Here is a 25,619-nt window from a genome sequence, read left to right on the forward strand (position 1 = left end):
CTTTAGCAACCTTCTTAAAAGCTATTTAAAAATTAAATCTTTTGCTCTTTTTTGTGGTTAAAAATAATTCTTGATTATGCATTAATATCAGCTTTAAAATAAACATTGATGAATTTGAATTTATTTCAAATAAATTTTCTTTAAAAACAATCTAAAAAAAATATCATGAATTTACCGTACGCGGAGCCTTTCCGCATTAAAATGGTTGAGGAGATCCGTCAATCTACTAGAGAAGAGAGAGAAGAATGGCTTAAACAAGCTAACTATAATTTATTTAACCTAAAATCTTCACAAGTTTTCATTGATCTATTGACAGATTCCGGAACGGGAGCAATGTCTGACAGACAATGGGGAGCTTTGATGAGCGGAGACGAAAGCTATGCAGGTTCTCGTTCATTCGATCAATTGCACCAGACAGTACAAAATATTACAGGATTTAAGTATCTTTTGCCTACTCACCAAGGTAGAGCTGCTGAAAACGTATTATTTTCAGTGTTGGTAAAAGAAGGAGATGTAATTCCTGGGAACTCTCACTTTGATACGACAAAAGGTCATATTGAATTTAGAAAAGCACATGCCATCGACTGTACAATCGACGAAGCTTTTGACATTAATGATCTTCATCCTTTCAAAGGAAACATTAATCTTGAAAAACTAGAAGAAGTTTATAAAAGTCATCCAAAAGAAAATATTCCTTTTTGTTTAATTACCATTACTTGTAACTCTTCTGGAGGACAGCCTGTTTCTTTGGAAAACATGAAAGCGGTAAGAGAACTTTCTAATAAATACGGAGTTCCAGTATTTTTCGATTCTGCAAGATTTGCTGAGAATGCTTATTTCATTAAGAAAAGAGAGGCAGGGCAGGAAAACAGAACGATCAAAGAAATCTGTAAAGAAATTTTTTCTTATGGAGACGGAATGACGATGAGTTCTAAGAAAGATGGTCTTGTAAACATCGGAGGCTTTATTGCTTTAAATAATGAAGAAGTTTTCAGAAAAGCATCCAATTTCACGATTATCTACGAAGGTTTCATCACTTATGGAGGTATGGCGGGAAGAGATATGGCTGCTTTGGCAGTTGGTCTTGATGAAGCTACAGAATTCGCTTATCTGGAAAGCAGAATTTCTCAGGTTGAATATCTTGGAAATAAATTAATTGAATACGGAATCCCTGTTCAGAAACCAATCGGAGGACACGCTGTTTTCATCGATTCTTTGAATTTCTTACCAAAAGTTGACCGTTCAGAATATCCTGCGCAGACTTTAGGCCTTGAAATTTATAAAGAGGCGGGAATCAGAACTGTGGAAATCGGAACTTTATTAGCGGACAGAGATCCTGAAACAAGAGAAAATCGTTATCCTAAGTTGGAATTGGTACGTTTGGCGATTCCAAGAAGAACTTACACAAATAACCACATGGATTATATCGCTGCAGCTATCAAAAACGTTTATGAAAGACGTGATGAAATTGCAAAAGGCTATAAAATCACATGGGAACCGGACTTGTTGAGACATTTTACAGTTCAGTTAGAAGAAGCATAAAAATAAAAGCGACTCGGGCTCAAAACTTCGTTTTGAGCCCGAGTCTTAAATATATAAAAGACTTATTTTTTCGAGATTTTATATAATTTTCCGCTGTCGGTTACTGCATATAAATTTCCATCGCTACCATTCAACACATCGCGGAAACGTTCTTTTTGATCCGCTAAAAGCCGTTCTTCACCAACTACTTTATTATCTTTCATCACAATTCGATTGATGTGTTCGCCACTTAAACAGCCAATCATCAAATTCCCCTTCCATTCGTCAATATTTCCAGTGTAAAAGGTAACTCCACTTGGTGAAATCACAGGGTCCCAATAATAAACAGGCTGTTCTGTTCCTGCCTTTTTCGTCGTTCCATTATTAATTTTATCCCCAGAATATTCAATTCCGTAGGTAACGTCGCCCCAACCGTAGTTTTTTCCGGCTTGAATTAGATTAATTTCGTCACCCCCTCTCGGTCCCATTTCTACATCCCAAAGATTTCCGTTCGGATCAATTGCTAAACCTTGTGGATTTCTGATTCCGTAGGCATAAATTTCGGCTTTATAACCAGCTTTTCCAATGAACGGATTTCCTGGAGCAGGCTGTCCATCTTTTGTAATTCTTAAAATTTTACCTAAATAGTTATCTGTTTTTTGAGCATACACTCTTGTCTGTTTATCAGACCTTTCGCCGGTACTCACAAATAAATTTCCATCCTTATCAAAAGCCAGTCTGCTTCCGTAATGTTTGTCGCCGTCATAAGTCGGTGTTGCTCTGAAAATAACTTTCACCTCAGAAATACTTTTTAAATCCGATGAAAGCTTTCCTTTCGCAACAGCAGTATGATTTCCTTTTTCATAAGGTTCAGAAAAAGTGAAATAAATAATATTATTCGTTTTAAAATCAGGATCTAAGGCCACATCCAGCATTCCACCCTGCCCTTTTGAATCCACTTTTGGAAATCCTTCAATCTTTGAAACCTGTTTTCCATCGGTTGAAACCACATTCATATGACCTTTTTTATCGGTAATCAAAAACCTTCCATCCGGTAAATTAATAATTCCCCACGGTCTTCCTAAATCTTTATTTAAAATTTCAACATTGTATGGGGTTGTAGTTTTTACCGCTTTTATTCTCGTCTGTCCAGCAAATGCCGGTTTATATCCCGGAGAGTTGGGTTCTTTTGTTTCAACGCTTCCGTCTTTGCCGACTTCTCCCCCAACTTGGGCATTTACATTGTTTTTCTGGCACGAGAGAATTAAAAATATGCTCAATGCAGGAATGTAAAATTTGTTGAATTTCATAGTATTGTGATTAAGTAATTGATATACTGAATGGAAAAATAATGCCATAAAAATTTGTTAGTTTAAATTTTTATTCTACATTTGTAGAGCAAAATATAACGTTGTAGAATATGAAAGAAATAAAACTCACCGATTCTGAAAAAGATCTCATGGAAATTCTTTGGGCAAAGGAGAAAGTTTTCATGAAAGATATTTTAGAATCTTATTCTGAACCTAAACCAGCAACCACAACTGTTGCAACGCTTCTGAAAAGAATGCAGAACAAAGATTTGGTTGGTTACAAATTGTATGGAAATTCTCGTGAATACTTTCCAAAAATTGCGAAAGGAGAATATTTCAAGGAAGAAATGTCTTCCATGATTGACCGTTTTTTTAATAGTTCTGTGTCTCAGTTTGCTTCGTTTTTCACTTCTAATGCAAAACTGTCGCAGAAGGATTTGAAAGAACTTAGAGAAATCATCGACCAGCAAATTGACGACAAATGATTATCCTTTTAAAAATGATAGCCTGCTCATCATTGCTTCTTGCAGTTTATTACTGGTTTCTGCAAAAGGAAAAAATGCATCAGTTTAACAGATTTTATTTACTTTTTTCGTTGATACTTTCTTGCACTGTTCCATTTATTTCCATTAAATCAGAAAATCCAAAACCTATAGGTCGCTTGCAAACAACAATTGATGCAACACAAAAAGTTTTAGATCTTACTCCAAAACAGGAAAGTTTCAACTGGATCAATCTTGTTTGGGTTATTTATGGAATTGTCACATTGATATTTTTAACCAAATTCATTGTTTCAATTATAAAAATTAAAAATTTAAAGGGTGAAAAAATTGTTTATCAAAATCATCATGTTCTGATAATGAAAGAAAACATCTCACCTTTCAGCTTTTTGAATACGATTTATTTAAGCAATAATTACTTGATTAATAACAAAATAGATTCAAGAATTTTTTTGCATGAAAAGAGCCATTTGGAGCAAAAGCACAGCATTGATCTTTTATTTATTGAAATTTTAAAAGCTTTTACGTGGTTTAATCCTTCCATCTATTTCTATAAAAAAGCGATTGTCACGAATCATGAATTTTTGGCGGATGAATCAGTTTTAAAAAATGATTTTAACGTAAAAGATTATCAGAAATTAATTCTGGCCGAAATTATTTCAACACAAAACTATAACCTTACCCATACATTCAATTTCAAAAACACTAAAAAACGATTTATTATGATGAACACCAAAAAGTCTAAGCTAACGACTGTAAAAAAAGCAATCAGTATTCCTATTTTACTACTCGCTTTCGGATTATTTGTACAAAAAACGTACGCCAATACGATCGAAAAAATAATTAAAGAAACGAAGGAAAAGGTTTCAAAATCAGAAAAAGAACCAATTATTGAAAATAATGAGGACAGTTTTAAAATTAAAAAAGAAGAATATCTTCAAATGATAAAGCAGTCTAAAGATACTGTGAAAGAAGAAGTTAAAGATGTAGCCATTTATCCTGTAAAACCTAATAATACAGAAATTACTCAAAATTCGGAAACAGTAATTGTAAACCCTGTTGAAAAAGAGGAATATACATTTTTGCCTCAATATCCAGGAGGAATCAATGAAATGAGAAATAAAATGTCTAAATTATTTGACGGATCAAAAATCAATTCCGGTAGGAATAAAGAAATCTATAGAACAGAGTTGAATTATACCATTACTGAAGAAGGAAATATAACCGATATAAAAGCTGCAGGAAATAATGATATTTTCAATGAGGAAGCTATTGCATCCCTAAAGAAAGCTAATGAAAATATAGTCTGGAGACCGGCAGAAAAAGATGGAAAACCGGTCCGTTATAAAATGAGAATTCCGTTAACCATGTCTTTTCAATAAACATAAAAGCACTCGATTAGAGTGCTTTTTATTTTATTTGAGATTTATAAAAAATCAAGTTTTGTATGAAATTGTGGTATCAAATACTTTCTTATACCAAATATTTCTTTCGTATTTTTGTTAGGATAACATCACACTTTTATGAATTTCAAACTTCAATCAGAATATAAACCAACTGGTGATCAACCACAAGCCATCGAAAAATTAACCGAAGGTGTAAATATCGGTGAAAAATACCAAACACTTTTGGGGGTTACCGGATCAGGGAAAACGTTCACGGTAGCCAATGTAGTTCAAAATGTTCAGAGACCGACTTTGGTTTTGGCTCATAATAAAACATTGGCAGCACAGCTTTTTATGGAATTCAAAGAGTTCTTTCCTGAAAACGCTGTTGAATACTTTGTAAGTTACTACGATTATTATCAGCCGGAAGCTTATATTGCCACGACCGGAACTTACATCGAAAAAGATTTGAGCATCAACGAAGAAGTTGAAAAATTAAGACTTTCTGCGACGGCAAGTTTGCTTTCAGGAAGAAGAGACGTTTTAATTGTTGCCTCAGTTTCATGCATTTACGGTATCGGAAACCCGACAGAATTTCATAAATCATTAATTTCTATTGCAATTGGAGAAAAAGTGACAAGAACCGCCCTTCTTCATTCATTAGTTAATGCTTTATATGCCAGAACATTAAATGAATTTCAAAGAGGTTCGTTTCGTGTAAAAGGAGACGTTATTGATGTGTTTCCTGCTTATGCAGACAACGCAGTTAGAATTCAATTTTTTGGTGATGAAATTGAAAAAATCCAAAGTTTTGATCCGGTTTCGGGAAATGTAACAGGAAATTTTGAGCAGATTCAAATTTATCCTGCCAATCTTTTCGTGACTTCAAAAGAGACACTGAACGGAGCAATAAGGCATATTCAGGATGATTTAGTAAAGCAGGTTGATTTCTTCAATTCAATTGAAAAACCGCTAGAAGCCAAAAGGTTACAGGAAAGAACAGAACTCGATCTTGAAATGATTAAAGAATTAGGCTATTGTTCTGGTATTGAGAATTATTCAAGATATTTGGATGGAAGATTGCCGGGAACAAGACCTTTCTGTTTGCTGGATTATTTTCCTAAAGATTTTTTAATGGTGATTGATGAAAGTCACGTAACAGTTCCGCAGGTTCATGCGATGTATGGAGGCGACCGAAGCAGAAAAGAATCTTTGGTAGAATACGGTTTCAGACTTCCTGCAGCGATGGACAACAGACCTTTGAAATTTGAGGAATTTGAAGCAATTCAAAACCAGGTAATTTATGTTTCTGCAACACCTGCAGATTATGAACTAGAGAAAACAGGAGGAGCTTATATTGAACAGATTATTCGTCCAACGGGACTTTTAGATCCGATCATTGAAGTGAGACCTTCATTAAATCAGATTGATGATTTAATGGAAGAAATTCAGAAAAGAGCTGATGTTGATGAAAGAGTTTTAGTCACAACTTTAACCAAGAAAATGGCGGAAGAACTGACCAAATATTTTACAAAATTCGGAATCAGAACACGATACATTCACTCGGACGTTGAAACATTGGAACGTATCCAGATTATGCAGGATCTGCGTGTCGGGCTTTTTGATGTTTTAATTGGGGTTAATTTATTAAGAGAAGGTCTGGATTTACCGGAAGTTTCGCTGGTTGCAATTCTCGATGCTGACAAAGAAGGAATGTTAAGAAGCAGAAGATCAATGATTCAGACAGTTGGTCGTGCGGCGAGAAATCTTAATGGGAAAGCGATCATGTATGCTGATAAAATTACCAAATCGATGCAGGCAACCCTTGATGAAACCGAATATCGTCGTGCAAAACAAATGCAATATAACGAAGAACACGGCAAAGTTCCGGTTGCCTTAAATAAAAAGATTTCTGAAAATTTAGTCGGAAGAAGCAAAGATTTCCCAGACGAAAAATATACTCAGAAAGAGATTCTTCAAAAGGTTGCTGAAACTAAAGCAAGTTATACAAGTGAAGATATTGAAAAAGTAATTGAGCAAAAGCAAAAAGAAATGGAATCTGCTGCGAAAAATCTTGATTTTATTAAAGCTGCAAAATTGAGGGATGAAATTGCTGCTTTAAAAGGATAATTAATTATATAAATTAAAACTAACTATAACAAAATCAAATGAAAAGAGTAACAGGAATCGGTGGCATTTTCTTTAAATGCAAAGATCCAAAAACCCTGAAAGAATGGTATAAAACCCATCTTGGAATTGATGTAAACGAATATGGAGCAACTTTTGAATGGAAAGACGTTGCTGATTCTAATCCAAAAGGTTCATTAACTTGGAGTCCGTCTCCTGAAACAACAAAATATTTCGAGCCTTCTACAAGAGAATTTATGATCAATTATACCGTTGCAGATCTTGAAGCTTTGGTTGTTGAATTAAAAAAGGAAAATGTTGAAATTCTGGATGAAATTGCAGAATACGATTTCGGAAAATTCATTCATATTCTTGATATTGAAGGGAATAAGGTTGAACTTTGGGAACCTAAATAATTTTTGAATTAATTTGAAAAAAAGTTTCGGCGGCATCTTCGATGCCGCCGAAACTTTATACTAGAATTTATACGTTTTAGATTTAGGATTTTCATAATTTACCATTCCTTTACGAATCGGAATCAGTAAATCCATCAGCCCATTTAATTTTATTTCGTAAATCGTTGAAAGCTGCATTCCTAATTTACCTTTAGGCATTCCCTGTCTATGAAACCATTCAAGATAGCTTATCGGCAAATCTGCGAGAATTGTGTCTTGATATTTTCCAAAAGGCATTTTTACAATACAGATTTCTTTTAATATTTCGGGGTTTATTCCGTTCTCCATTTTATACTATTAAATCAATTTTTTGTTCTAAACCATCATCTTTATCGGGCAACTGTAAATCGGGCGTATCATCGTCCGAAAATTCGTTTCTGTAAACCTGAATCAATAACAATGTCAATGAAATTAAAATAGGTCCGAAAACCAATCCCATAAAACCAAATAGATTCATTCCCATAATAATTCCGAAAACCGTATTTAAAGGATGAATATCTTCCAGTTTTTTCAAAAGAGTAAATCGCAGAACATTGTCCGTTAATCCTACAACAACCAAGCAATAAGCAGCTAAACCTAATCCCGTTCCTGTATTTCCTTCGGCAATCATAAAAATACAAACCGGAATATAAACTATCGCTGCGCCAACAACCGGAACCATCGATGCCGCCGCCGTTAAAGCAAAAAGCAAAACCGGACTTGGAGCACCAAAGATAAAATATCCTATCAAAGCAACGATTCCCTGACCAAGAGCAACAACAGGAATTCCGATTGCATTGGCCATGATCAGCTTTCTCATTTTTTCGCCGATTAAAGAAACATTTGCTCTTTTCAAAGGTGCGGATGATGACAATATTCTTTCAAAGAACCTTGGTCTTTCTAACATAAAATAAAGAATAAAATACATGGACATCACCACTGTAAGTGTGTTGAAAGTTCCGCTCAGAGCTTTTGTAGAGAATTGTCCTACATTGCTTTTCAGCTTGTCCATATTTTCTTTACTTAAAATATCAAAATTGGTTTTTGAATAAATATAAGTATGAATTTTTTCAAGAAATACATTAAACTTACTCATGTAAGCTTGTGCATTTCCCAATTTATCAATCAATAAATCTCCAATAAAATAAATCGGAAGGATAAGAATAATTAAACTTGCAAACATTAAAAGCAATGATGAAGCCCAAGGTTTCCATTTTCTTTCTTCTTGTAGATAAAAATTATATCTGCGACACACTACATAAATTGTAATTGCACCGAGTACAGAAGGGATAAAAAGGGCAAGATTAAAACATATTAAACCCGCCAATACCAAAATAATGGCAAGTAAAAAGACCTGCTTTATTTTAACACTGCTTATTTGTTCGTTTTTATTCATTATTTATTAAACATTATTTGTCTTGGTTTTCCTAAAAAGGCACAATACGTAGAATACATCACAACCATGATGAAAGGCGCTGTAAGAATAATCCCGATACAACAAAGCACAAACCCCGAAGCACTCAGAAGAAGCCCTAAGAATGATGCACCTAAAAACGTACCATAATTCTCTTTTGCTATATTGTATGCTTTACCAAGCGCATCCATAGCTGTAGCATTTTCGAATAATAAAATAGGATAACCCAATAGAAAAAGTGGATATACAAAGAAGAAAGGAAGTCCACACATCGCAATTGAAATTCCCCAAATAATATTTGTAATTAAACTATAAATAAGAATATTTCCTAAATTTTGTCTGTAACCGATAAATAAATCAGCAAATTCAACCTGAATTTTTGTGTTGTATTTATTTGCAATATAAATTAAACCAACATACAAAGGCGAAAGCAAAATTCCCAAAACACTTGAAAAAGAATAATATAAAGCAAATCCGGGTTTATTCCAATATTGATATTTCGAAAAATCTCCGTCTTCTAGATCCCGGAACTCATTAAATCCGCCCCAGGAATTGAATCCCGTCACAGACTGCAATAAAAAATCCCCGATCATATAAACAATCATCGCTACAATCGCATAAAGGAAAATGCCTTTATACATTTCGAAAGCATGAGAAATAATAGATCCTGAATTCCTATCCGGCACAGAACCTTGCTGATCAAATTCGTTAAATTCTGACATGGTGTTTACTTTTTAATGTTGTTTCTACCAAATTAATCTTTTTTAGCAGAAAAATCATCAAAAAGGCTTAAAATTTAATGCTTTTCAGAAAAAACAGTCTTGTAAAGTGAATAGATTATCGAATTCCAAAACGGAAAAGTAAATAATCCACCTACTAAAAATAATGCAAAGCCAATGTACTTAAACAAAATCGCAACAATGATACAAACCGTTATTTCCAGAAAATACATTTTCAATCCTTTAAAGTTTAAAGAAATAGATTCGAAAATAGTTTTATTCATGAAAAACATTAGTGGTGCGACAAAAATAGTCATATATACCCAAGCAACACCAAGAATCAAAGTTTGGATCGTATATGCAAAAATGAAATACCAGAAAATATAATATCCGATATATTTAAAGAAATTAAAGCCGTTATAACCAACAAGCAAATCTCCCAATTCCAGTTTCTCACCAAGATCTATCTTTCTGTAGATTTGATAAAAACCAATATTTAAAGGATATAAAAAAATGATCGTTCCAACCATCCACATCGAAAAATTCTGGAAGCTATCCGTCGTTATCATCTTTTGAATTTCGGCTCTGTAAACATCAAGGCCTTGTTGTGCATATTTTGTGGTTTCAATATATTGGCTCATAATTCCGTACTTCGCATCGCAGAAAAAGAACACCGTCATGAGGATTCCAAAATACATGACCGAAAACATTAACTGAAAAATCAGCGTTTTATTCCAATAGAAAAATGCCTGCTTCAGTATAAAATCTAATCCCGGTTTCTGTGGATATTTGTTTTCCATTAAAAATATTTTGTGCAAAAGTAAACATCAATAATTACTTTTGCGGAATGTTTTCAATGAATCATCAAAAATTTATGGAAATGGATGAACTTTCTCTTCAGAAGGTTCCCTATTTTTTCGTTATAGACTTCCTTGCAGAAAATGTTGAAATCTTTAAAGAAGACGAAATTCAAAAAAAGGGTTTATTAATTGATTTTCAAAACTTTTCAAACACAAAAACCGAACATAAATTAAATAAAAATGTCGAATGGAAATCTTATCCTGAAACTTTAGAAAATTTTAAAGAAGGATTTGATATTGTACAAAAAAATATTCGCTTCGGAAATTCTTATTTAGCAAATTATACACGAAAAACGAAAATTGAGACAAATTTAACCCTCGAAGAAATTTTTTATCATTCATCTGCAAAATATAAGGTTTATTATAAGGATTTTTTCGTATTTTTTTCTCCTGAAACTTTTGTAAAGATCGTCGACGGAAAAATTTTGACTTATCCAATGAAAGGAACAATTGATGCTTCACTGGAAAATGCCGCAGAAATTTTGAAGAATGATAAAAAGGAAAAAGCAGAACATTATACGGTAGTCGATCTGCTCCGCAATGATCTGAGCATGGTGGCAGAAGATGTGAGGGTTGATAAATTTCAGAACATCGATTTCATCAAAACACAGCAAAAGGATCTGTATGCCATGAGTTCTGAAATTTCAGGAAATTTAAAACCTGAATTTGACGGAAAAGTAGGAAGTATAATGGAAAAACTGCTTCCCGCAGGCTCTATTTTGGGCGCTCCAAAACCCAAAACTCTGGAAATAATCCTAGAAGCGGAAGGCTTCGACAGAGGTTATTACACCGGTGTTTGCGGTTGGTTTGACGGTGAAAATCTGGATAGCTGCGTAATGATCCGTTTTATTGAAAAAGAAGGCGACGAATTTTATTTCAAAAGCGGTGGCGGAATCACTCACATGAGCAAGTTAGAAGACGAATATCAGGAAATGAAAAACAAAATCTATGTCCCAATTCATTGAAAGCATTAAAGTAGAAGATCAGGAAATTTTCTTGTTAGAATTTCATCAAAAGCGTGTAGATCAGACTTTCGCCCATTTCGGGAAAGAGGGTTCGATAGATCTTGCCAAAATTTATAAGCATCTTGAGCATGATGAAGACGGTCTTTTTAAATTAAGAATCGTTTACGATCTTGATAAAAAAGTTCGCACTCAGATGATTCCCTATGCAATTCCGGAAATAGAAGATTTTCAGTTGGTTGAGAATAATAGTTACGATTATTCTTTCAAATTTGAAGACAGAAAAGAGCTGGAAAAAATGAAGATGAAATCGAAAGCTGAGGAAATTCTTATTGTTAAAAATAATCATATTACAGATACTTCTTTTTCAAATCTGTTGTTTTTGAAGGGAAAAGACTGGTTTACCCCTTCAACCTATCTTTTGAACGGTGTTCAACGTCAAAATCTTTTAAAACATAAAAAAATTAAAGAAACAGAGATCACTTTACAAAACATAAAACAATTCTCTCATTTTCAAATCATTAATGCTTTAAATGATTTTGACGAGAACTTCATTTATCCACTTGACAGAATTATAAATCTACCGGGAAATGAAGAGTATTTGGATCTGTAATATTTATTTTTTAATGATTTTTTTAGATTCGAATCCTTTTTGATGAATCAAATTTAAGAGATACGTTCCTTGTTGTAAATTACTAAGATTTATACTAAATTCTTTTGAATTAGGGGTGTTTTGAATAGTTAATCGACCTTGCATATCAAAAACTGAGTATTTGATAATACTAACATCAGAAGAAATATATATAAGATCATTTACTATCGTAGGATATACCGTAATATTACTATCGTTTTTTGACAATTCATTTGTTGATAAATATTCTGTATTTTCTTTTAGATATGGGTATCCGTCATTGATGGCAGGATTTATAGCCCATACATTTGCAAAATCCCAATTGGTGAAAGTACCCTGAGTTTTCATTTGTGATGTTGTTTTCCCACCATTTGTTTGATTAAAACCTGAAGCATCAGCAACTAAAGCTCCTGTTGTTTCGCGATCCCAAAAAGCATTGGTGAAATTAACGTTAGTTCCTCCGCCTATCAATCCTCCTGCATTTGCTCCAAGAGCTCCAGTAGCGTAACTTGTGGTTATGAATGCTCCATCTTCTCCTAATCCTCCAATAAGACCTCCGTCTCCTCCCGGAACATTACTTCTTGAGTAGCAATTTGTCACATTAATTTCCTGTAAATGTTGACAGTATCCTATCAATCCTCCTTTCGCATAGCTGCCGGTTACAGTTCCTGTTGAAAATGATAAACTAACGTTTGAAAAATATGCTGTTGCTGTTGCGTGACTTATAATCCCGATTAAACCACCTACATATGTTGTACCCCCTGTCCCCATTGCAGAGACATTTCCTTTTGCATAGCTTTTTGTAACGTTGTTGGAAGTATTTCCTATTAATCCGCCAACAATATCACCATCTACTTCACCAGTAGCATAGCAGCCTGAAACAAGGTTTGAAGCATAGCCAATGAGACCTCCGGAAGTAGTTGAGCCTCCTGCAGGATGTTTGGTAACTTTTCCTGTAGCATAGCAGTTTGTAACGTTACCCGATGAAGCTCCTAAAAGACCTCCTACTCCTACGCTTCCCTTAACAATTCCTGTGGCAAAACAATTTGATACATTCCCGGATGCAGATGCAGCAAGTCCGCCTGCGGAATATCCTGGTCCACTCGTAACATTTCCTGTTGCAGAGGAATTGGTGATGCCGTTTTTAATAATACCGATTAAACCACCGGCATACTTCCCTGCTTTTACTGTTGCAGAAGATGTACAATTGGTTACAATGCCTAATGTCTCGCCTGCAAGACTGCCAATATACATATCACCGTAAAAATAGCCTCCAATAAGATTTATATTTTTAAGAGTTCCCGAGCTGTAAACTGTTCCGAACATCCCAACATACATATTTGAAGTTCTGCTTATATACAGTCCTGTAATATTATAACCTCCGCCATCGTAAGTTCCATAAAAAGAAGTGGATGTACCTCCTATAGGATTAAAACCCTGCCCGTTATTCCATGTAGAAGTTATTGCAGCATCTATATTGGCTGTCTGTAAAAAGTTATAGCTCCATTGTGAATTATGTTCACTTAAGTATTTTAAATCCGTAAGATTGGATATTAAATATGGATCATTCACTGTTCCGGAACCTCCGGAATAGTTTTGAGAATGTAAAAATGTGTAAAATAAACTTAGTAAAAGAAATAGAGATTTATTCATGGTTTGCAAATTAGTTTCCAAATCTGCAAAATTAAATAAATTATTTTATTTCATAAACTCAAAGTAAGATTTCAGCACATCTGCACTGTTCTTGCCATATGTATTGACTTCCAATATTTTAGGTTGAACATCAGGCTTGAAGAAATTCTCTAAAACCCGATCGAGCGTTGCTTCTTCGTCTACTTTTGTGTACGTGAATCCGAAATGTTTTGCTAAATGTTCTGCACTTTTATGATGCTTTGTAGCGATAAATTCGTCCAGTGTATTGGGATTCGCATTTCCGGGACCTGGAATAAATTTAAAAATATTTCCTTCACCATTATTGTAAATCATAATTCTTGTAAATGGCGGAATGTATTGATTCCAAAGCCCATTGATGTCGTAAAAGAAACTCAGATCACCCGTAATCAACAAAGTTGGATTGGCATTTTTGATGGCAAATCCCATTGCTGTAGAAGTTGAGCCATCAATCCCGCTTGTTCCTCTGTTGCAATAGATTTTTCTTCTACCATAATCAAACAACTGAGCGTATCGTATTGCCGTACTGTTGCTGAAATGAATATTATAATTCTCAGGAATCGCTTTTGAAGTTGTATTAAAGAAATAAAAATCTGAGAATTCAACTGTATTTAAAAATTCTTCATGTTTTACATCTTTTTTATCTTTCAAAACATCCCAAAGATTGAAGTATGGTTTTGGTTCTAAAGTAACGAATTTCAATAATTTAGAAAAGAAAACTTCAGGTTTGACTTCAATTTTCTCCGTTAAAGCAAAATAGGTATCGGGTTGCCAAACTTCATCCAGATGCCAATGTTGCTTTGGTCGTGCGCTTCTTAAAAACTGTTTTACTTTTTTAGAAACAACATTTTGTCCTACAGTGATCAGTAAATCAGGAGCATAGGTTTTGAAATCTTCTTCTGTAAAATTGAAAACATAACGATCGATATGCCTGAAAAACTTTTCATGATATAAATTGGAATGCGCTTCACTCAAAACAACAACAGAATGATTTTTAACCAATTGCGTCAATTGGTTTTCCAATTCAGGGCTGTAGTCTTTTGTACCGACCAAAAGCATGATTCTTTGCGAAGTGTTCCAATCTGCCACTAAGTTGGACGGAATTTCGTATTCTTTATGCTTGATCGTTTTTTCAACCGTTGGGAAAGTCGGAAGCTCAGAAACAAGCTCATACAAAGGTTCTTCCAACGGAATATTGATGTGCACCGGACCTTGTTTTTCAATACAAAGTTCGATTGCTTTTTTAATTAAATCAAAATTAATGTCTTCTGCATTTTCTTTAGAGTCTTCTACCAATTGGAAATCGCCGTAAGAATGCTGATGAAAAAGATTATTCTGCCTGATGGTTTGTCCATCAAAAATATCAACATAATCTGTTGGTCTGTCGGCAGTTAATATCAACAAAGGAATATTCGAATAAAATGCTTCTGTGATGGCAGGGTAATAATTAGCTGCTGCAGAACCACTTGTACACGTGATTGCCACCGGTTTCTTTTCACTCATCGCCATTCCCATCCCGACAAAAGCCGCGCTTCTCTCGTCCACAATACTGAAAGCATGAAAAGTCCCCGGCATTTCTGCAAAATGCATTGCTAAAGGAGCGTTTCTGGATCCCGGTGAAATGACAATATTTGAAATTTCGTACTGCTGAAGAAGATGCGCAAGTATCTGAATACTTCTTTTGGAAGAATATTTTTTCATAATACAAATTTAATTTATAAATGCGGAACACGAAATAATTTTTAATTCAAAAATCTGTAATTTAGCAATTCGTAAATTTCTAAAAATGGATAAAATACCTAGTGTAGACCTGCGTGATTTCCTTTCGGGCAACCCGGAACGCAAACAGAAATTTGTAAATGAAATCGGAAAAGCTTATGAAGAAATTGGTTTTGTAGCCTTAAAAGGCCATTTTCTTGATGACAAATTGGTAGATGAATTGTATGGTGAGGTAAAAAACTTTTTTGAATTACCAACGGAAACGAAACAGAAGTACGAAATTCCGGGAATTGGTGGACAGAGAGGCTATGTAGGATTCGGTAAGGAGACTGCAAAAGGCTTCAAAAAAGGAGACTTGAAAGAGTTTTGGCATTTCGGACAATATGTTTCGGATGATTCCAAATACAAAAGCGAGTATCCGGACAATGTAGTCGTTGAAGAACTTCCAAAATTCAACGAAGTCGGTAAGGAAGCTTACCAAATGCTGGAAAAAACAGGGCAATATGTGCTGAGAGCATTGGCTTTGTATCTTGGTCTTGATGAATTTTATTTTGATGATAAAATTGCAGAAGGAAACTCTATTTTGAGACCAATTCATTATCCGCCAATTACTCAGGAACCAGATGATGCGGTAAGAGCTGCAGCACATGGAGACATCAACTTAATTACCCTTTTGATGGGTTCTCAAGGAAAAGGTCTTCAGGTTCAGAATCACAATGGAGACTGGATCGATGCGATTGCAGAACCGGACGAATTGATGATTAACGTTGGAGATATGTTATCGAGACATACCAACAACAAATTGAAATCTACAATTCACAGAGTGGTAAATCCGCCGAGAGAATTGTGGGGAACTTCAAGATATTCGATTCCTTTTTTTATGCATCCGGTGAGTTCAATGTCATTAAACGCTCTTGAAAATTGTGTTGATGAAAACAATCCCAAATTGTATGAAGACACAACAGCAGGAGAATTTTTACATGAAAGATTGATTGAATTAGGATTAATTAAGAAATAAAATAATGAAACCGGGTATTTTTGCCCGGTTTTTTTATTTGAATTAAAGTTTTGTATTATTTTTTTCTGAAAGCCTTAAGGACATCCACTAACAGCAGACCTTTCAACAGTAATCAATATTTTAACTAAAAAAATTTACTTTAAAATAGATTTTAAATATTATTTCAATCTGTTGTAGAAAATTAATTGTAAAAAATATACCACAGACGTTTGACTTATTAGTTTTTTGATTATCTTTACTTTAGTATCAAATCTTTAACTAAACAACATGAAAAATTTAAAAAAACTAAACAAAAGCCAATTAAAAACGATTACTGGAGCGGGAGGAATAAAAACACTTCCACAACCTGAATTTTGTATGTATGCATGTCCAGACGGAACGATCGTTTGCGCAACATGTAGCGACGATTTCAAATGCCCGGATAATACAATCTAATTGAAATTAAAAACACTTATACTAAGAAACCGTTCCTTTTGGAGCGGTTTTTTTTATTTAAACACAAATTGCACAAATATTTGTATAATAAATTCACATTTAAAATAAACACAAACATCTACGTAATCTGTAAAATCGGCGAGAGAAAATATTATAATATCAAAAGATAAAAACAGAAAATCAATCAAACAGCCTCAGCTGTTGATCTTTAGCACCTGTAAAATTCGAAACAGACAACTTCGGAAACTCTCTTCCATCAAAGAATTTTTTTCGCCCGATTTTAAAAGTACTATGAATCATTTCCGCGATATTCCCTTCACCTTTTTGTCGGTCAAAATACCGTTTCTCACCTAATTTTCCGCCACGCATTGAGCGAATTAAATTTAAAACCTTTTGTGCACGGTCTGGAAAAGCATTTTCAATCCAATTCACAAAAACAGGCTCGACAGTATCATTCAATCTTACCAAAGTATAGCCAAAACTCTGAGCTCCGGCTTCGGAAATGGCTTTTAAAATCGTTAAAGGTTCATCACTGTTTAGTCCGGGAATAATCGGTGCAACCATCACATTCACAGGAATTTTATTTTCTGAAAGAACCTCTATGGCTTTCAATTTATTTTTTGCCGAACTCGTTCTAGGTTCCATTTTTCTTCGGAGTTCTTCATTAATTGTGGGAATACTCAAAGAAACGGAAACTAAATTTTGTTCAGCCATAGGTTTTAAAATATCCAAATCTCGCAGAACCAATGCATTTTTTGTCAAGATATTGACAGGATGTCTGTAATCCAGACAAACCTGCAGCATTTTTCTGGTGATCTCGAACTGTCGCTCAGCAGGCTGATAACAATCGGTATTTCCTGACAGCAAAATCGGAGCAGGCTTATACCCTCTTTTTTGAAAAAATTTTTCTAATAATTCAGGAGCATTTTTCTTTACCATAATCTTTCTTTCGAAATCAATTCCGGCACTGTACCCCCAATATTCGTGTGTCGGTCTTGCGAAACAATACGAGCAGCCATGTTCACAGCCTTGATAAGGATTCATGGAATATTCCATTGGCAAATCTTCACTTTTAACCTGATTTACAATTGTTTTCGGGAAAATTTCCGTGAAAGACGTTTTTACAGTTTCGAAATCTTCATCTTCCGGTTCATAGGTATATCTATCGAAACGGTTGATAACATTTCGCTGAGCTCCCTGACCTTTTATGATATTTTCATTCTGCATTACGATGTAAAATTAGAACGGAATTTTTATAAAATAATGAGTTTTAACACAAAAGTTTTCCACAAAAAAATCCAGCCCTGTAACAGTGCCGGATTTAAACATAATTGAATATATTGTTTTACTACTTCAGTGCATAAAATTCCACTCCGTGGTATTCGTCGTCGTGGTTTTTTCCATCAAAGTGTCTGTGATAATCCGAATAGGAATCACTATATTTTTTGTCTTTTTTGTGTAATATTTTTTTAATCCCGATAATACTTAATACTGCCAGAAGACCAACACCTCCTGCTAGCAATACTCCGACTTCTTTTTTCATATTTTGTCCGATTTATTAAGATGATTATTGCAAAAAGTGTACCTATTCAAAAAAATTGAGTTATAAATTTTGTTAACATTAAACTAAATTTTAAAGAAAAATATAATTCGCTGAAATACCATATTTTAAGAATTAATGGTTTAATTATTGTACTTTATGCTAAAAATATTATTATGGAAAATCCGGAAAACATCGACAGAATGACCACCCTGAGCCAGGTGATGAACAAACTGAATGAAAGAGGCATCCACAGAGAATTTAGGATGAATGAATCTTGTGAAATGAAGCTGGAAAATTCTGAAAAAAATTATCAACCAAACGAACTGATCATCTTAAAAACTTACCGTTTTGAAGGAGACAGTAATCCAGATGACAATGCAGTTCTCTATGTAATAAAAGATACTGCAGGAAATAGGGGCATGATTATCGATTCTTATGGAGCAGACAGCAACTATCCCGGCGAAGATTTTGATAAGTTTTTAAGAGAAATCCCAATCGATGACAGCGAAGAAGAAGAATATAATTTTTAATATAAAATATTGTTTTTGAACGGTTAAAAGATTTTAAGTTTAATTAAGAGACCTATATCTTAGCCAAAACAAATCGATTATCGCTCAAAAATATAATGCCCGAAACTATTTTGTTTCGGGTTTTTCTTTTTTCTTGAAAACGCCTTTCAGAAAGCCTTTCTTTTCTTTTTCTTCGGCAGGTTTCGTCTCTTCCTTTTGAGTTTTAGAACTTTTAAATTCCTGACCAATTTCTTTTACAGACTGTTTCATTCCTTTCACATCATTCTTTACATTCTGAACTTTCGCCTTGGTATTTTCAACGGTTTTCTTCGCTTTATCGACATTAATTCCAATTAAAGTTTTTTTCAAACCTTGCTCAATCCCCTTCCAGAAAAGATTGAAAAACGATTTTGTAGGGTCACGCTCAACATCTTCAACCATCACATCGCTCGGAAGACTTCCCGAATTTGATTTTACCAAAAGATTCGCAACAGCGGTCAAAAAGCCTTTTTTCTCGTTATTATTTTTGTCTAAAATGGCAACCTTCAAATCTTTATGTCTAAGATTAAATCGACCATTCAACCCTTTTGGGTTTCCATTAAAATTAAAAATCATTTCCTGAATGGTACCTGTCGCTGTTACGTGTAAGTATGGACGGATAAACGGATTAATTCCTTGTGCAGGAAGATTCAGCGTTCTTCCGGAAATATTGAAACGGTCGCCTTGATCGGCAACATCGAAGCTCCAATTGACCGACAACGGAGCCAATTTCATGAATGAACAATTGATTTTAATATCAACTTTTGTCGGTTTACCTTTTATCTTAGCTGAGTTTAAGTTTTTCACATTCATATTAAAATCACTGAATGTCAATTTTCCGGGACCCGCACTTTCCGGTGTATCTTCTTCATACACCAAAACCGAGTTTTTAAGGTCAAGATTATTCACAACCATCGGAATCTTTATAGACCGCAACATTCTGGAATACAATGGTTTTTCTTTCGGATCATCTTTCGGGATTTTACTTCTGAAAATATTGGCATCTGCAGATTGTATCGTGACATGAGAAGCATTGATGATTTTATTTTGAGAAAAAAGATCCCAAGTTCCTTCTGCCGTAACTTGATTTGCTTTAATATCATATAAATCCCTTTCAACAGGTATCATTTTGATAAACTGCGCTCTCGAAACGAGAGGTTTCATCGCAAAATTGTTAATCTGGGCTTTATTTTTATTTAAATTTAAAAACCCAACCGTCATATTATAAAACTGAGTTTTGTAGGCAAAGTTTTTGGTTGTAAAAAAATAATCTTCAACTTTCAAAGAATGCCCTTCATCATTGGGATTAGAAGCATAATGAACATTACTTAGTGTAGCATTAAGATCATTAAAAGTAAGCGGTTCATTTCCCTTATCATAAGTAATTGCCGAGTTTTTCAACTGCAATTTTCTGACTAAAATTGATTCAATTCTTGTGTTTTTACTTCTCTTTTTAGATTTATGCTCACCTGCTGTGATCGTTCCGTTTGCATTTTCGAGTAAGAAATCTTTGATGTCTAAATCCAGCTTATTATCAATAAAACCAAATTTATTGATGTTAAAAGCGATGTGATTTACCCCTAATTTAATTTTCGTTTTTCCAGCAGAAGAAGCATTTGGAGTAACCAAAACATCCTGCATTTCTCCACTTTTAGGATTAAAAGCGATTGTTCGAACCGTGTAATCGTTGTGATTTGAAAAGACAATTTCCTTTCCTGAAAAGTGAAAATCTTTATATTTTATTGGGATCTGTTCTTGAGAAGTTTCTTTATTAAAGAGCAATTCACTAATATTTAAACTTACACTAGCCGCTGTGAATAAATTTGTTCCATCTGGTTTTACGATTTTTATTCTTGCATTATTTAATTTAATATCATTTAAATTTACCTCATAATTTAAAGGTTTATTTGATTTTTGAGAAACTGCATTCGTATTATAAACCGTGAGAACAGGATTTTGAAATGTTGCATTTGCTAAAGAAACTTTGTTCTTTTTCAAAACAACATCGGTAAATTCCATTTTGTGAATATTAAACTGAAAAAGTTTTGCTTTTTTAGGATAATATCTTTTAAGCTGATCAACATTCAACAAAGGAATCAATTGAAAATTCTCAACAGACATTTGTCCATTTGTTGTAGATATTGAATTGATTTTCAACGCATACAACTCATCAGGACGCACAAAGAAATTCTTCCCTTTGATATTATACTGATCAAAAACAACAGGTAATTTATTTTCTACAGATTCTTCCGTCATCTGTAAATTTTCAACAAAAAGATCCAGTTGCTGGACTGAAAAAAATTTCTGCTTTGTATGCCTGAAGATACTTATATTTCCTTCATTAATTCTGATATTTTCAAACAGAACAGGATTTCTTTTTTTGCCGGTTTTTTTATCAATCGGCTTAGCAAGAATGATATTTAAATTGGGTTTGGCCAACAACAAATCCGATGAACTAATTTGCTTATTAAAAATCGCATCGTAAATTCCAAAACGGCTTATTTTCAATGTATCAATTGTACCTTGAAGTCCGATCACTTCAGTATTTTGTGGGTTTTTGCTGTTAACGGTAATTCCTGTTGATAAAATATTTCCCGACATTAAATCAACCTCTAAAAGTTTGTAGGAAACTTTGTAATCCGTATTGTTTTTAATATAATTCGGAAGTTGGGTTTTAAGCCAAATATTGAGTCCGAAGTTTGCCAGCAGAACAATTACTAACAATACTCCGAAACCTATCATTAGCTTTTTAACCCATTTTTTCATGATTACATATTTTTAATGTTCGGTATTAATTTTATACTCTTTTTCTGAAATTTCCTTTTCTATTTTTCCTGTATAAGTTATCTGAAAAAATTTCTTTCCTTTTTTAGAATAAAACAACTTATTCCTTCCGTCATCATATCCAAAATATTTATGCGGTCTTACTTCATCAAAAATGAATGGGCAAATTTCTTTATTATTTAAATCCAATATTCCTGCTTTATCATTTTTTGAAACGAAAATTAAATTCTCTCTTTGATCAAACTTATCATAAACAGGAGGAATTATTGTTTTAAAAGTTTCTTTTTCTATCAGTCCATATTTACCTTTCTTGACAATAAAATGCTTTCCTTCCGGTCCATATTCTACCCAATTTGAAATCTCATCATATTCTAAAGGCAAAAGGATCTTTTTATTAACATCAATAATTCCAAATTTCTTGTTTTTTGAAACAATAAGATTATTGTGATTATAATAAATTGGTGCAATAGCATCATATCCACTAATAACAACATTATTATTAATATCAATCATCATTCCATCTGCTATAAATAAAAGTTTTCCTATCTCATCTTCATTATCAAACTTATCGTATACAGAATAAATTTCTTTATATTTTATTGGGATCTTAGTTTGCCCTTGTTCAGTAATTATACCATTAAAATCTCCTATACTTGCCCATAAGAACGATGTTCCTTCAATTTCTCTCAGATCATCATATTCAAATGGAATAATAACTTCCTTGTCTTTGGTAATTACTCCTGTTTTACTCTGTTCATTTTTAAATATAAATACTTCTTTCCTTTTATTTCTTATTTTAAAAAAAGTAGATGTTATGTTTTTATCCTCTGTTTTTATAAATAAATTAAAGTTTTTATCATAGATTTCAGTAGTTCTTCCACTCTGAGATCTATAGGAGCCAATTTGACCTGTATCATATTTATCAAAAGCTTGAATCATATCTTTTTCAAAAGCAACTTTAGTCTCCCCTAAATTATTGATTACTCCAAATTTTCCATTTTTCTTCACAACAGCATTACCATTGGTATCAAATGGAAAAGCAAAATCAAATTGATATTGTGAAAAAGCAGGTTTAAACTGCTCATTAAGAAATTCATACTTATTTTTTCTTAAAACTAAAACTGCTCCATTTTTGAAAAAGGTATCTCTTTCGTTATTATTAACTTGTTTATAGCTCGTGTAAATATCATCAAAAATAAAATCTGTTATCTGTTTTCCCTTATTATTAAAAAAAGCCCATTTAGAAGCATTTTTTGCAGCAATAATATTATCAAGCTGTCCAAATTTTATACTACTATAAATCGCTGGAACAATCTCTTTCCCGTTTTCATCAATAAAGCCACATTTATTTTTTCCTACACAAACGGGAGCAAGTCCGTTATCTTGAAAATACCATGCATAAGCATATTTAATTGGAATTACAATATTTCCCTTAAGATCATAATAGCCATATTTATCATTTTCTTTGATATATACTTTTCCATTATCAGAAAAAATACCGGCATCATCATATTTGATTGGTATTTTTATATTTAATTCTTTATCTGCATATCCCCATTTTCCTTGATTATTTTGAATTAAAAACCAATTGGAAATAGAATCAAGCTGTTTAAATTTAATATCATCTTTAGAAATCTTTTGTGAATTTCCAGAACATGAAATTAAGATAAGCAATAATAAAATTCTAAACATATTAATTTTTTACATGCAGCTCAACCACATATCCTTCATGTCCTCTCACATTCATAAAATTACTACTGTCAAAACACAAATACTGTCCCTTGATTCCCGTTAATTTCCCGGTAAACTCAGGTTTTTTATCCAGTGAAAAAGAATTTATTTTTTCAGGCTTTTCGTAAGGATAATCAAATTTCCAAAGATTTTCGCCTTCGCTGTAGAATTTTTGGAAATCTTCCGGAAAATATTCTTTTATTTTTTGCTGAAAATCAAGTAAATCGACATCATCTTCAAAATCATCCTGAAGCATTTTTCTCCAGTTGGTTTTATCCGCAAGATGCTCTTTCAAAGCAACTTCTATCATTCCGGCTTCATAACGATTTTCGGTTCTCGCAATCGGTAAGGCAAAAGTAGCTCCCTGATCGATCCATCTCGTAGGAATTTGCGTATTTCTCGTTACACCCACTTTCACATCGCCCGTGTAAGCCAAATAAACCGTATGAGGCTGCAGCTGAATTTGCTGTTCAACCGCCAAATCACGCTCTGCAATTCCCAAATGCGCTGTAGAAAGTTCCGGACGAATTATTGTATCGCTTGCATATGGACTTTCAAAAAAGCAGCTTTTGCAAAACCCCATTCTGTAAATGGTTTTAGGTTCACCGCAGTTTACACACTGAAAGCCTGTATGTTTAATTGTGATTTCCTTTCCAAACAATTCATTCATATGGATAAGATCATCGGAAAGATTAAGATAATATTGAATCGGCTCATCATTAAAGCTCGTCATTTTTAAAATTTGCCCTTGAAACTGCATATTAATTTTAGTTAACTTTTTTAAGTAAATTTAATGATTATATTTTTCACGAAGTAAATTTATATTTTTGCAATAAGAAAAACATACAGATGATATATCTTGTAACCGGCGGAAGCGGTTTTATTGGTTCCCACTTAGTCCAGCAATTATTAAAAAATGGACATTCTGTCATTAACATTGACAACTTTGATGATTTCTATCCTTATCAGATAAAAATTAAAAATACTTTAGAGTCAATTAATGATAATTCTAATTTTGGCTTCTCTGAAAAAGAAGAAGATATCCACAAATTAATTACTCTTTCAAAATCAGACAACTATACACTTTATTATCAAGATATTCGCGATAAAAAGGGGTTGGAGAAAATTTTTAAAAATCACCAGATTGATTTAGTTATTCATTTGGCGGCTCTTGCGGGAGTTCGCCCTTCCATCGAAAGACCTTTAGAATATGAAGAAGTCAATGTTCGAGGAACAATGAATCTCTGGGAGTTGTGCAAAGATTTTAATATTAAAAAATTCATTTGTGCATCATCTTCAAGTGTTTACGGAAACAACGAAAAAGTTCCTTTTGCTGAAACGGACAATGTAGACAACCCAATATCACCTTATGCAGCGACCAAAAAATGTGGTGAAATTCTAGGTCACGTATATCATGACCTTTATAAAATCGACATGATTCAATTAAGGTTTTTCACGGTTTACGGACCAAGACAGAGACCGGATCTGGCGATTCATAAATTTGCTAAATTAATTTCAGAGGAACAGGAAATCCCTTTCTACGGCGACGGAACAACGGCGAGAGATTATACTTATATTGATGATATTATTGATGGGATTACTAAATCTATCATTTATCTGGAAAATAATTCCGATGTGTATGAAATTATTAATCTTGGAGAAAGTCAAGTCATTAATTTAAATGAAATGCTTTCCACGATTGAAAATGCATTAGGAAAATCTGCCATCCGAAAAAATCTGCCAATGCAACCCGGAGATGTGCAGAAAACCAATGCAGACATTACAAAAGCAAGGACTTTAATTGGCTACAAACCTGACACAAACTTCCAAAATGGCATAAAAAAATTTGTGGAATGGTTTTTGAGAAAATGACATCAAGTATGCCTGTGAAAGTCGCTCTAGTACTTTTTATTGGCATACAATGAACAAAAATTAATAAAAAGAATTGAAAATCAAGTATAAAAAAGCATATAATATAAGCTATTTTTATACTTTTGCAAAAAATTAGAAAATTATGTACTGGACATTAGAATTAGCTTCTTACTTAAGTGACGCACCTTGGCCAATGACAAAGTCTGAACTTATCGACTATGCAATCAGAACTGGTGCACCAATGGAAGTGGTAGAAAATCTTCAGGCAATTGAAGATGAAGGGGAAATCTATGATGCAATCGACGAAATCTGGAGTGACTATCCTACGGACGAAGATTATCTTTGGAACGAAGACGAATATTAATTAAAAGCATTGAGCTTTAGGCCTCGCTTAGAGCTTTTTTGCCCTTTTTTAAATATCTATTTATACACTAT

At 33.5% G+C, this 25,619-nt stretch carries 24 protein-coding genes; 12 read left to right on the plus strand and 12 right to left on the minus strand.

Annotated elements, in window-relative coordinates; genetic code table 11:
• Window positions 1-165 precede the first annotated feature (165 nt).
• The gene (locus ACKX2A_RS10865) at window positions 166-1,542 is read left to right on the plus strand and encodes a tryptophanase (protein WP_415324546.1); all 1,377 of its coding nucleotides are present in this window, start codon (window positions 166-168) and stop codon (window positions 1,540-1,542) included.
• 62 nt (window positions 1,543-1,604) lie between these two features.
• Here ACKX2A_RS10865 and ACKX2A_RS10870 read toward each other — a convergent pair whose 3' ends face one another.
• Window positions 1,605-2,831: a PQQ-dependent sugar dehydrogenase gene (locus ACKX2A_RS10870; RefSeq protein WP_415324547.1), complete on the minus strand. Its 1,227-nt coding sequence runs from the start codon at window positions 2,829-2,831 to the stop codon at window positions 1,605-1,607.
• Window positions 2,832-2,941: 110 nt separating this feature from the next.
• On the opposite strand from ACKX2A_RS10870, the gene ACKX2A_RS10875 reads away from it, so the two are divergent.
• From ACKX2A_RS10875 to ACKX2A_RS10890, 4 genes are all read left to right on the plus strand, one after another.
• Entirely contained in the window at window positions 2,942-3,316 is a 375-nt protein-coding gene (locus ACKX2A_RS10875; RefSeq protein ID WP_415324549.1) for a BlaI/MecI/CopY family transcriptional regulator, read from the plus strand.
• Window positions 3,313-4,713, plus strand: coding sequence for a M56 family metallopeptidase (locus ACKX2A_RS10880; protein WP_415324550.1), 1,401 nt, complete (start codon window positions 3,313-3,315; stop codon window positions 4,711-4,713). Before ACKX2A_RS10875 ends, ACKX2A_RS10880 begins: the two co-directional genes overlap by 4 nt.
• Before the next feature lie 141 nt (window positions 4,714-4,854).
• Entirely contained in the window at window positions 4,855-6,846 is a 1,992-nt protein-coding gene (gene uvrB, locus ACKX2A_RS10885; RefSeq protein ID WP_415324551.1) for an excinuclease ABC subunit UvrB, read from the plus strand.
• A gap of 38 nt (window positions 6,847-6,884) precedes the next feature.
• The gene (locus ACKX2A_RS10890) at window positions 6,885-7,259 is read left to right on the plus strand and encodes a VOC family protein (RefSeq protein ID WP_415324553.1); all 375 of its coding nucleotides are present in this window, start codon (window positions 6,885-6,887) and stop codon (window positions 7,257-7,259) included.
• A gap of 60 nt (window positions 7,260-7,319) precedes the next feature.
• Here the strand turns inward: ACKX2A_RS10890 and ACKX2A_RS10895 are convergent, their stop codons facing one another.
• From ACKX2A_RS10895 to ACKX2A_RS10910, 4 genes are all read right to left on the minus strand, one after another.
• Window positions 7,320-7,574 (minus strand): DUF3820 family protein, encoded by a 255-nt coding sequence (locus ACKX2A_RS10895; protein ID WP_415329457.1) that lies wholly within the window; start codon window positions 7,572-7,574, stop codon window positions 7,320-7,322.
• A 13-nt stretch (window positions 7,575-7,587) separates the two neighbouring features.
• A complete protein-coding gene (locus ACKX2A_RS10900) occupies window positions 7,588-8,673 on the minus strand; it encodes an AI-2E family transporter (RefSeq protein ID WP_415324554.1) in 1,086 nt (361 codons plus the stop codon).
• The gene (locus ACKX2A_RS10905) at window positions 8,673-9,413 is read right to left on the minus strand and encodes a beta-carotene 15,15'-monooxygenase (protein ID WP_415324556.1); all 741 of its coding nucleotides are present in this window, start codon (window positions 9,411-9,413) and stop codon (window positions 8,673-8,675) included. The genes ACKX2A_RS10900 and ACKX2A_RS10905 overlap by 1 nt, the downstream gene beginning before the upstream one ends.
• 74 nt (window positions 9,414-9,487) lie before the next feature.
• Window positions 9,488-10,210, minus strand: a complete 723-nt coding sequence (locus ACKX2A_RS10910; protein ID WP_415324558.1) for a hypothetical protein — start codon at window positions 10,208-10,210, stop codon at window positions 9,488-9,490.
• A 47-nt stretch (window positions 10,211-10,257) separates the two neighbouring features.
• Between ACKX2A_RS10910 and ACKX2A_RS10915 the strand changes: the two genes are divergently transcribed.
• Window positions 10,258-11,235, plus strand: a complete 978-nt coding sequence (locus ACKX2A_RS10915) for an aminodeoxychorismate synthase component I (protein WP_415324560.1) — start codon at window positions 10,258-10,260, stop codon at window positions 11,233-11,235.
• Window positions 11,219-11,845 carry an aminotransferase class IV gene (locus ACKX2A_RS10920; protein ID WP_415324562.1) on the plus strand — a complete coding sequence of 209 codons (627 nt, stop codon included), beginning with the start codon at window positions 11,219-11,221 and terminating at the stop codon, window positions 11,843-11,845. Before ACKX2A_RS10915 ends, ACKX2A_RS10920 begins: the two co-directional genes overlap by 17 nt.
• 3 nt (window positions 11,846-11,848) lie before the next feature.
• On the opposite strand, the gene ACKX2A_RS10925 is transcribed toward ACKX2A_RS10920, so the two are convergent.
• Together ACKX2A_RS10925 and menD are read right to left on the minus strand one after the other, a co-directional pair.
• On the minus strand, window positions 11,849-13,516 hold the full coding sequence (locus ACKX2A_RS10925) for a GLUG motif-containing protein (RefSeq protein WP_415324563.1): 1,668 nt from the start codon (window positions 13,514-13,516) through the stop codon (window positions 11,849-11,851).
• A 45-nt stretch (window positions 13,517-13,561) separates the two neighbouring features.
• On the minus strand, window positions 13,562-15,235 hold the full coding sequence (gene menD, locus ACKX2A_RS10930; protein WP_415324565.1) for a 2-succinyl-5-enolpyruvyl-6-hydroxy-3-cyclohexene-1-carboxylic-acid synthase: 1,674 nt from the start codon (window positions 15,233-15,235) through the stop codon (window positions 13,562-13,564).
• Between the two features lie 85 nt (window positions 15,236-15,320).
• Between menD and ACKX2A_RS10935 the strand changes: the two genes are divergently transcribed.
• Window positions 15,321-16,271 (plus strand): isopenicillin N synthase family dioxygenase, encoded by a 951-nt coding sequence (locus ACKX2A_RS10935; protein ID WP_415324567.1) that lies wholly within the window; start codon window positions 15,321-15,323, stop codon window positions 16,269-16,271.
• 267 nt (window positions 16,272-16,538) lie between these two features.
• Complete coding sequence (locus ACKX2A_RS10940; protein ID WP_415324568.1) at window positions 16,539-16,706, plus strand: bacteriocin-like protein; 168 nt, start codon at window positions 16,539-16,541, stop codon at window positions 16,704-16,706.
• A gap of 180 nt (window positions 16,707-16,886) precedes the next feature.
• Here ACKX2A_RS10940 and ACKX2A_RS10945 read toward each other — a convergent pair whose 3' ends face one another.
• Window positions 16,887-17,933 (minus strand): PA0069 family radical SAM protein, encoded by a 1,047-nt coding sequence (locus tag ACKX2A_RS10945; protein ID WP_415324570.1) that lies wholly within the window; start codon window positions 17,931-17,933, stop codon window positions 16,887-16,889.
• A 121-nt stretch (window positions 17,934-18,054) separates the two neighbouring features.
• Window positions 18,055-18,249: a hypothetical protein gene (locus ACKX2A_RS10950; protein WP_415324571.1), complete on the minus strand. Its 195-nt coding sequence runs from the start codon at window positions 18,247-18,249 to the stop codon at window positions 18,055-18,057.
• A 173-nt stretch (window positions 18,250-18,422) separates the two neighbouring features.
• Between ACKX2A_RS10950 and ACKX2A_RS10955 the strand changes: the two genes are divergently transcribed.
• Window positions 18,423-18,779 (plus strand): hypothetical protein, encoded by a 357-nt coding sequence (locus tag ACKX2A_RS10955; protein ID WP_415324572.1) that lies wholly within the window; start codon window positions 18,423-18,425, stop codon window positions 18,777-18,779.
• Between the two features lie 105 nt (window positions 18,780-18,884).
• On the opposite strand, the gene ACKX2A_RS10960 is transcribed toward ACKX2A_RS10955, so the two are convergent.
• From ACKX2A_RS10960 to ACKX2A_RS10970, 3 genes are read right to left on the minus strand one after another with little or no spacing between them, the layout of a single operon-like run.
• Window positions 18,885-21,563 (minus strand): hypothetical protein, encoded by a 2,679-nt coding sequence (locus ACKX2A_RS10960; RefSeq protein WP_415324573.1) that lies wholly within the window; start codon window positions 21,561-21,563, stop codon window positions 18,885-18,887.
• A gap of 12 nt (window positions 21,564-21,575) precedes the next feature.
• A complete protein-coding gene (locus tag ACKX2A_RS10965; protein WP_415324575.1) occupies window positions 21,576-23,273 on the minus strand; it encodes a WG repeat-containing protein in 1,698 nt (565 codons plus the stop codon).
• Between the two features lies 1 nt (window position 23,274).
• A complete protein-coding gene (locus ACKX2A_RS10970; protein ID WP_415324576.1) occupies window positions 23,275-24,072 on the minus strand; it encodes a DUF2797 domain-containing protein in 798 nt (265 codons plus the stop codon).
• Window positions 24,073-24,161: 89 nt separating this feature from the next.
• Here ACKX2A_RS10970 and ACKX2A_RS10975 point away from each other — a divergent pair, with 89 nt between their 5' ends.
• Together ACKX2A_RS10975 and ACKX2A_RS10980 are read left to right on the plus strand one after the other, a co-directional pair.
• Window positions 24,162-25,184 (plus strand): GDP-mannose 4,6-dehydratase, encoded by a 1,023-nt coding sequence (locus tag ACKX2A_RS10975; protein ID WP_415324578.1) that lies wholly within the window; start codon window positions 24,162-24,164, stop codon window positions 25,182-25,184.
• A 142-nt stretch (window positions 25,185-25,326) separates the two neighbouring features.
• Window positions 25,327-25,548, plus strand: a complete 222-nt coding sequence (locus tag ACKX2A_RS10980) for a DUF2795 domain-containing protein (RefSeq protein ID WP_047399050.1) — start codon at window positions 25,327-25,329, stop codon at window positions 25,546-25,548.
• Window positions 25,549-25,619: the final 71 nt, after the last annotated feature.

This window comes from Chryseobacterium sp. MMS23-Vi53 (assembly GCF_047651245.1).
Lineage (GTDB): Bacteria > Bacteroidota > Bacteroidia > Flavobacteriales > Weeksellaceae > Chryseobacterium.

Excerpts from the sequence above, each read along its gene's own strand:
- ACKX2A_RS10980 (WP_047399050.1), top strand. The coding sequence starts at position 25,327 with ATGTACTGGACATTAGAATTAGCTTCTTACTTAAGTGACGCACCTTGG.
- ACKX2A_RS10955 (WP_415324572.1), top strand. The coding sequence starts at position 18,423 with ATGGAAAATCCGGAAAACATCGACAGAATGACCACCCTGAGCCAGGTG.
- uvrB (WP_415324551.1), top strand. The coding sequence starts at position 4,855 with ATGAATTTCAAACTTCAATCAGAATATAAACCAACTGGTGATCAACCA.
- ACKX2A_RS10890 (WP_415324553.1), top strand. The coding sequence starts at position 6,885 with ATGAAAAGAGTAACAGGAATCGGTGGCATTTTCTTTAAATGCAAAGAT.
- ACKX2A_RS10915 (WP_415324560.1), top strand. The coding sequence starts at position 10,258 with ATGTTTTCAATGAATCATCAAAAATTTATGGAAATGGATGAACTTTCT.
- ACKX2A_RS10935 (WP_415324567.1), top strand. The coding sequence starts at position 15,321 with ATGGATAAAATACCTAGTGTAGACCTGCGTGATTTCCTTTCGGGCAAC.
- ACKX2A_RS10920 (WP_415324562.1), top strand. The coding sequence starts at position 11,219 with ATGTCCCAATTCATTGAAAGCATTAAAGTAGAAGATCAGGAAATTTTC.
- ACKX2A_RS10910 (WP_415324558.1), bottom strand. The coding sequence starts at position 10,210 with ATGGAAAACAAATATCCACAGAAACCGGGATTAGATTTTATACTGAAG.
- ACKX2A_RS10940 (WP_415324568.1), top strand. The coding sequence starts at position 16,539 with ATGAAAAATTTAAAAAAACTAAACAAAAGCCAATTAAAAACGATTACT.
- ACKX2A_RS10880 (WP_415324550.1), top strand. The coding sequence starts at position 3,313 with ATGATTATCCTTTTAAAAATGATAGCCTGCTCATCATTGCTTCTTGCA.
- ACKX2A_RS10965 (WP_415324575.1), bottom strand. The coding sequence starts at position 23,273 with ATGTTTAGAATTTTATTATTGCTTATCTTAATTTCATGTTCTGGAAAT.
- ACKX2A_RS10900 (WP_415324554.1), bottom strand. The coding sequence starts at position 8,673 with ATGAATAAAAACGAACAAATAAGCAGTGTTAAAATAAAGCAGGTCTTT.
- ACKX2A_RS10945 (WP_415324570.1), bottom strand. The coding sequence starts at position 17,933 with ATGCAGAATGAAAATATCATAAAAGGTCAGGGAGCTCAGCGAAATGTT.
- ACKX2A_RS10950 (WP_415324571.1), bottom strand. The coding sequence starts at position 18,249 with ATGAAAAAAGAAGTCGGAGTATTGCTAGCAGGAGGTGTTGGTCTTCTG.
- ACKX2A_RS10875 (WP_415324549.1), top strand. The coding sequence starts at position 2,942 with ATGAAAGAAATAAAACTCACCGATTCTGAAAAAGATCTCATGGAAATT.
- ACKX2A_RS10975 (WP_415324578.1), top strand. The coding sequence starts at position 24,162 with ATGATATATCTTGTAACCGGCGGAAGCGGTTTTATTGGTTCCCACTTA.
- ACKX2A_RS10905 (WP_415324556.1), bottom strand. The coding sequence starts at position 9,413 with ATGTCAGAATTTAACGAATTTGATCAGCAAGGTTCTGTGCCGGATAGG.
- ACKX2A_RS10970 (WP_415324576.1), bottom strand. The coding sequence starts at position 24,072 with ATGCAGTTTCAAGGGCAAATTTTAAAAATGACGAGCTTTAATGATGAG.
- ACKX2A_RS10865 (WP_415324546.1), top strand. The coding sequence starts at position 166 with ATGAATTTACCGTACGCGGAGCCTTTCCGCATTAAAATGGTTGAGGAG.
- menD (WP_415324565.1), bottom strand. The coding sequence starts at position 15,235 with ATGAAAAAATATTCTTCCAAAAGAAGTATTCAGATACTTGCGCATCTT.
- ACKX2A_RS10870 (WP_415324547.1), bottom strand. The coding sequence starts at position 2,831 with ATGAAATTCAACAAATTTTACATTCCTGCATTGAGCATATTTTTAATT.
- ACKX2A_RS10925 (WP_415324563.1), bottom strand. The coding sequence starts at position 13,516 with ATGAATAAATCTCTATTTCTTTTACTAAGTTTATTTTACACATTTTTA.
- ACKX2A_RS10960 (WP_415324573.1), bottom strand. The coding sequence starts at position 21,563 with ATGAAAAAATGGGTTAAAAAGCTAATGATAGGTTTCGGAGTATTGTTA.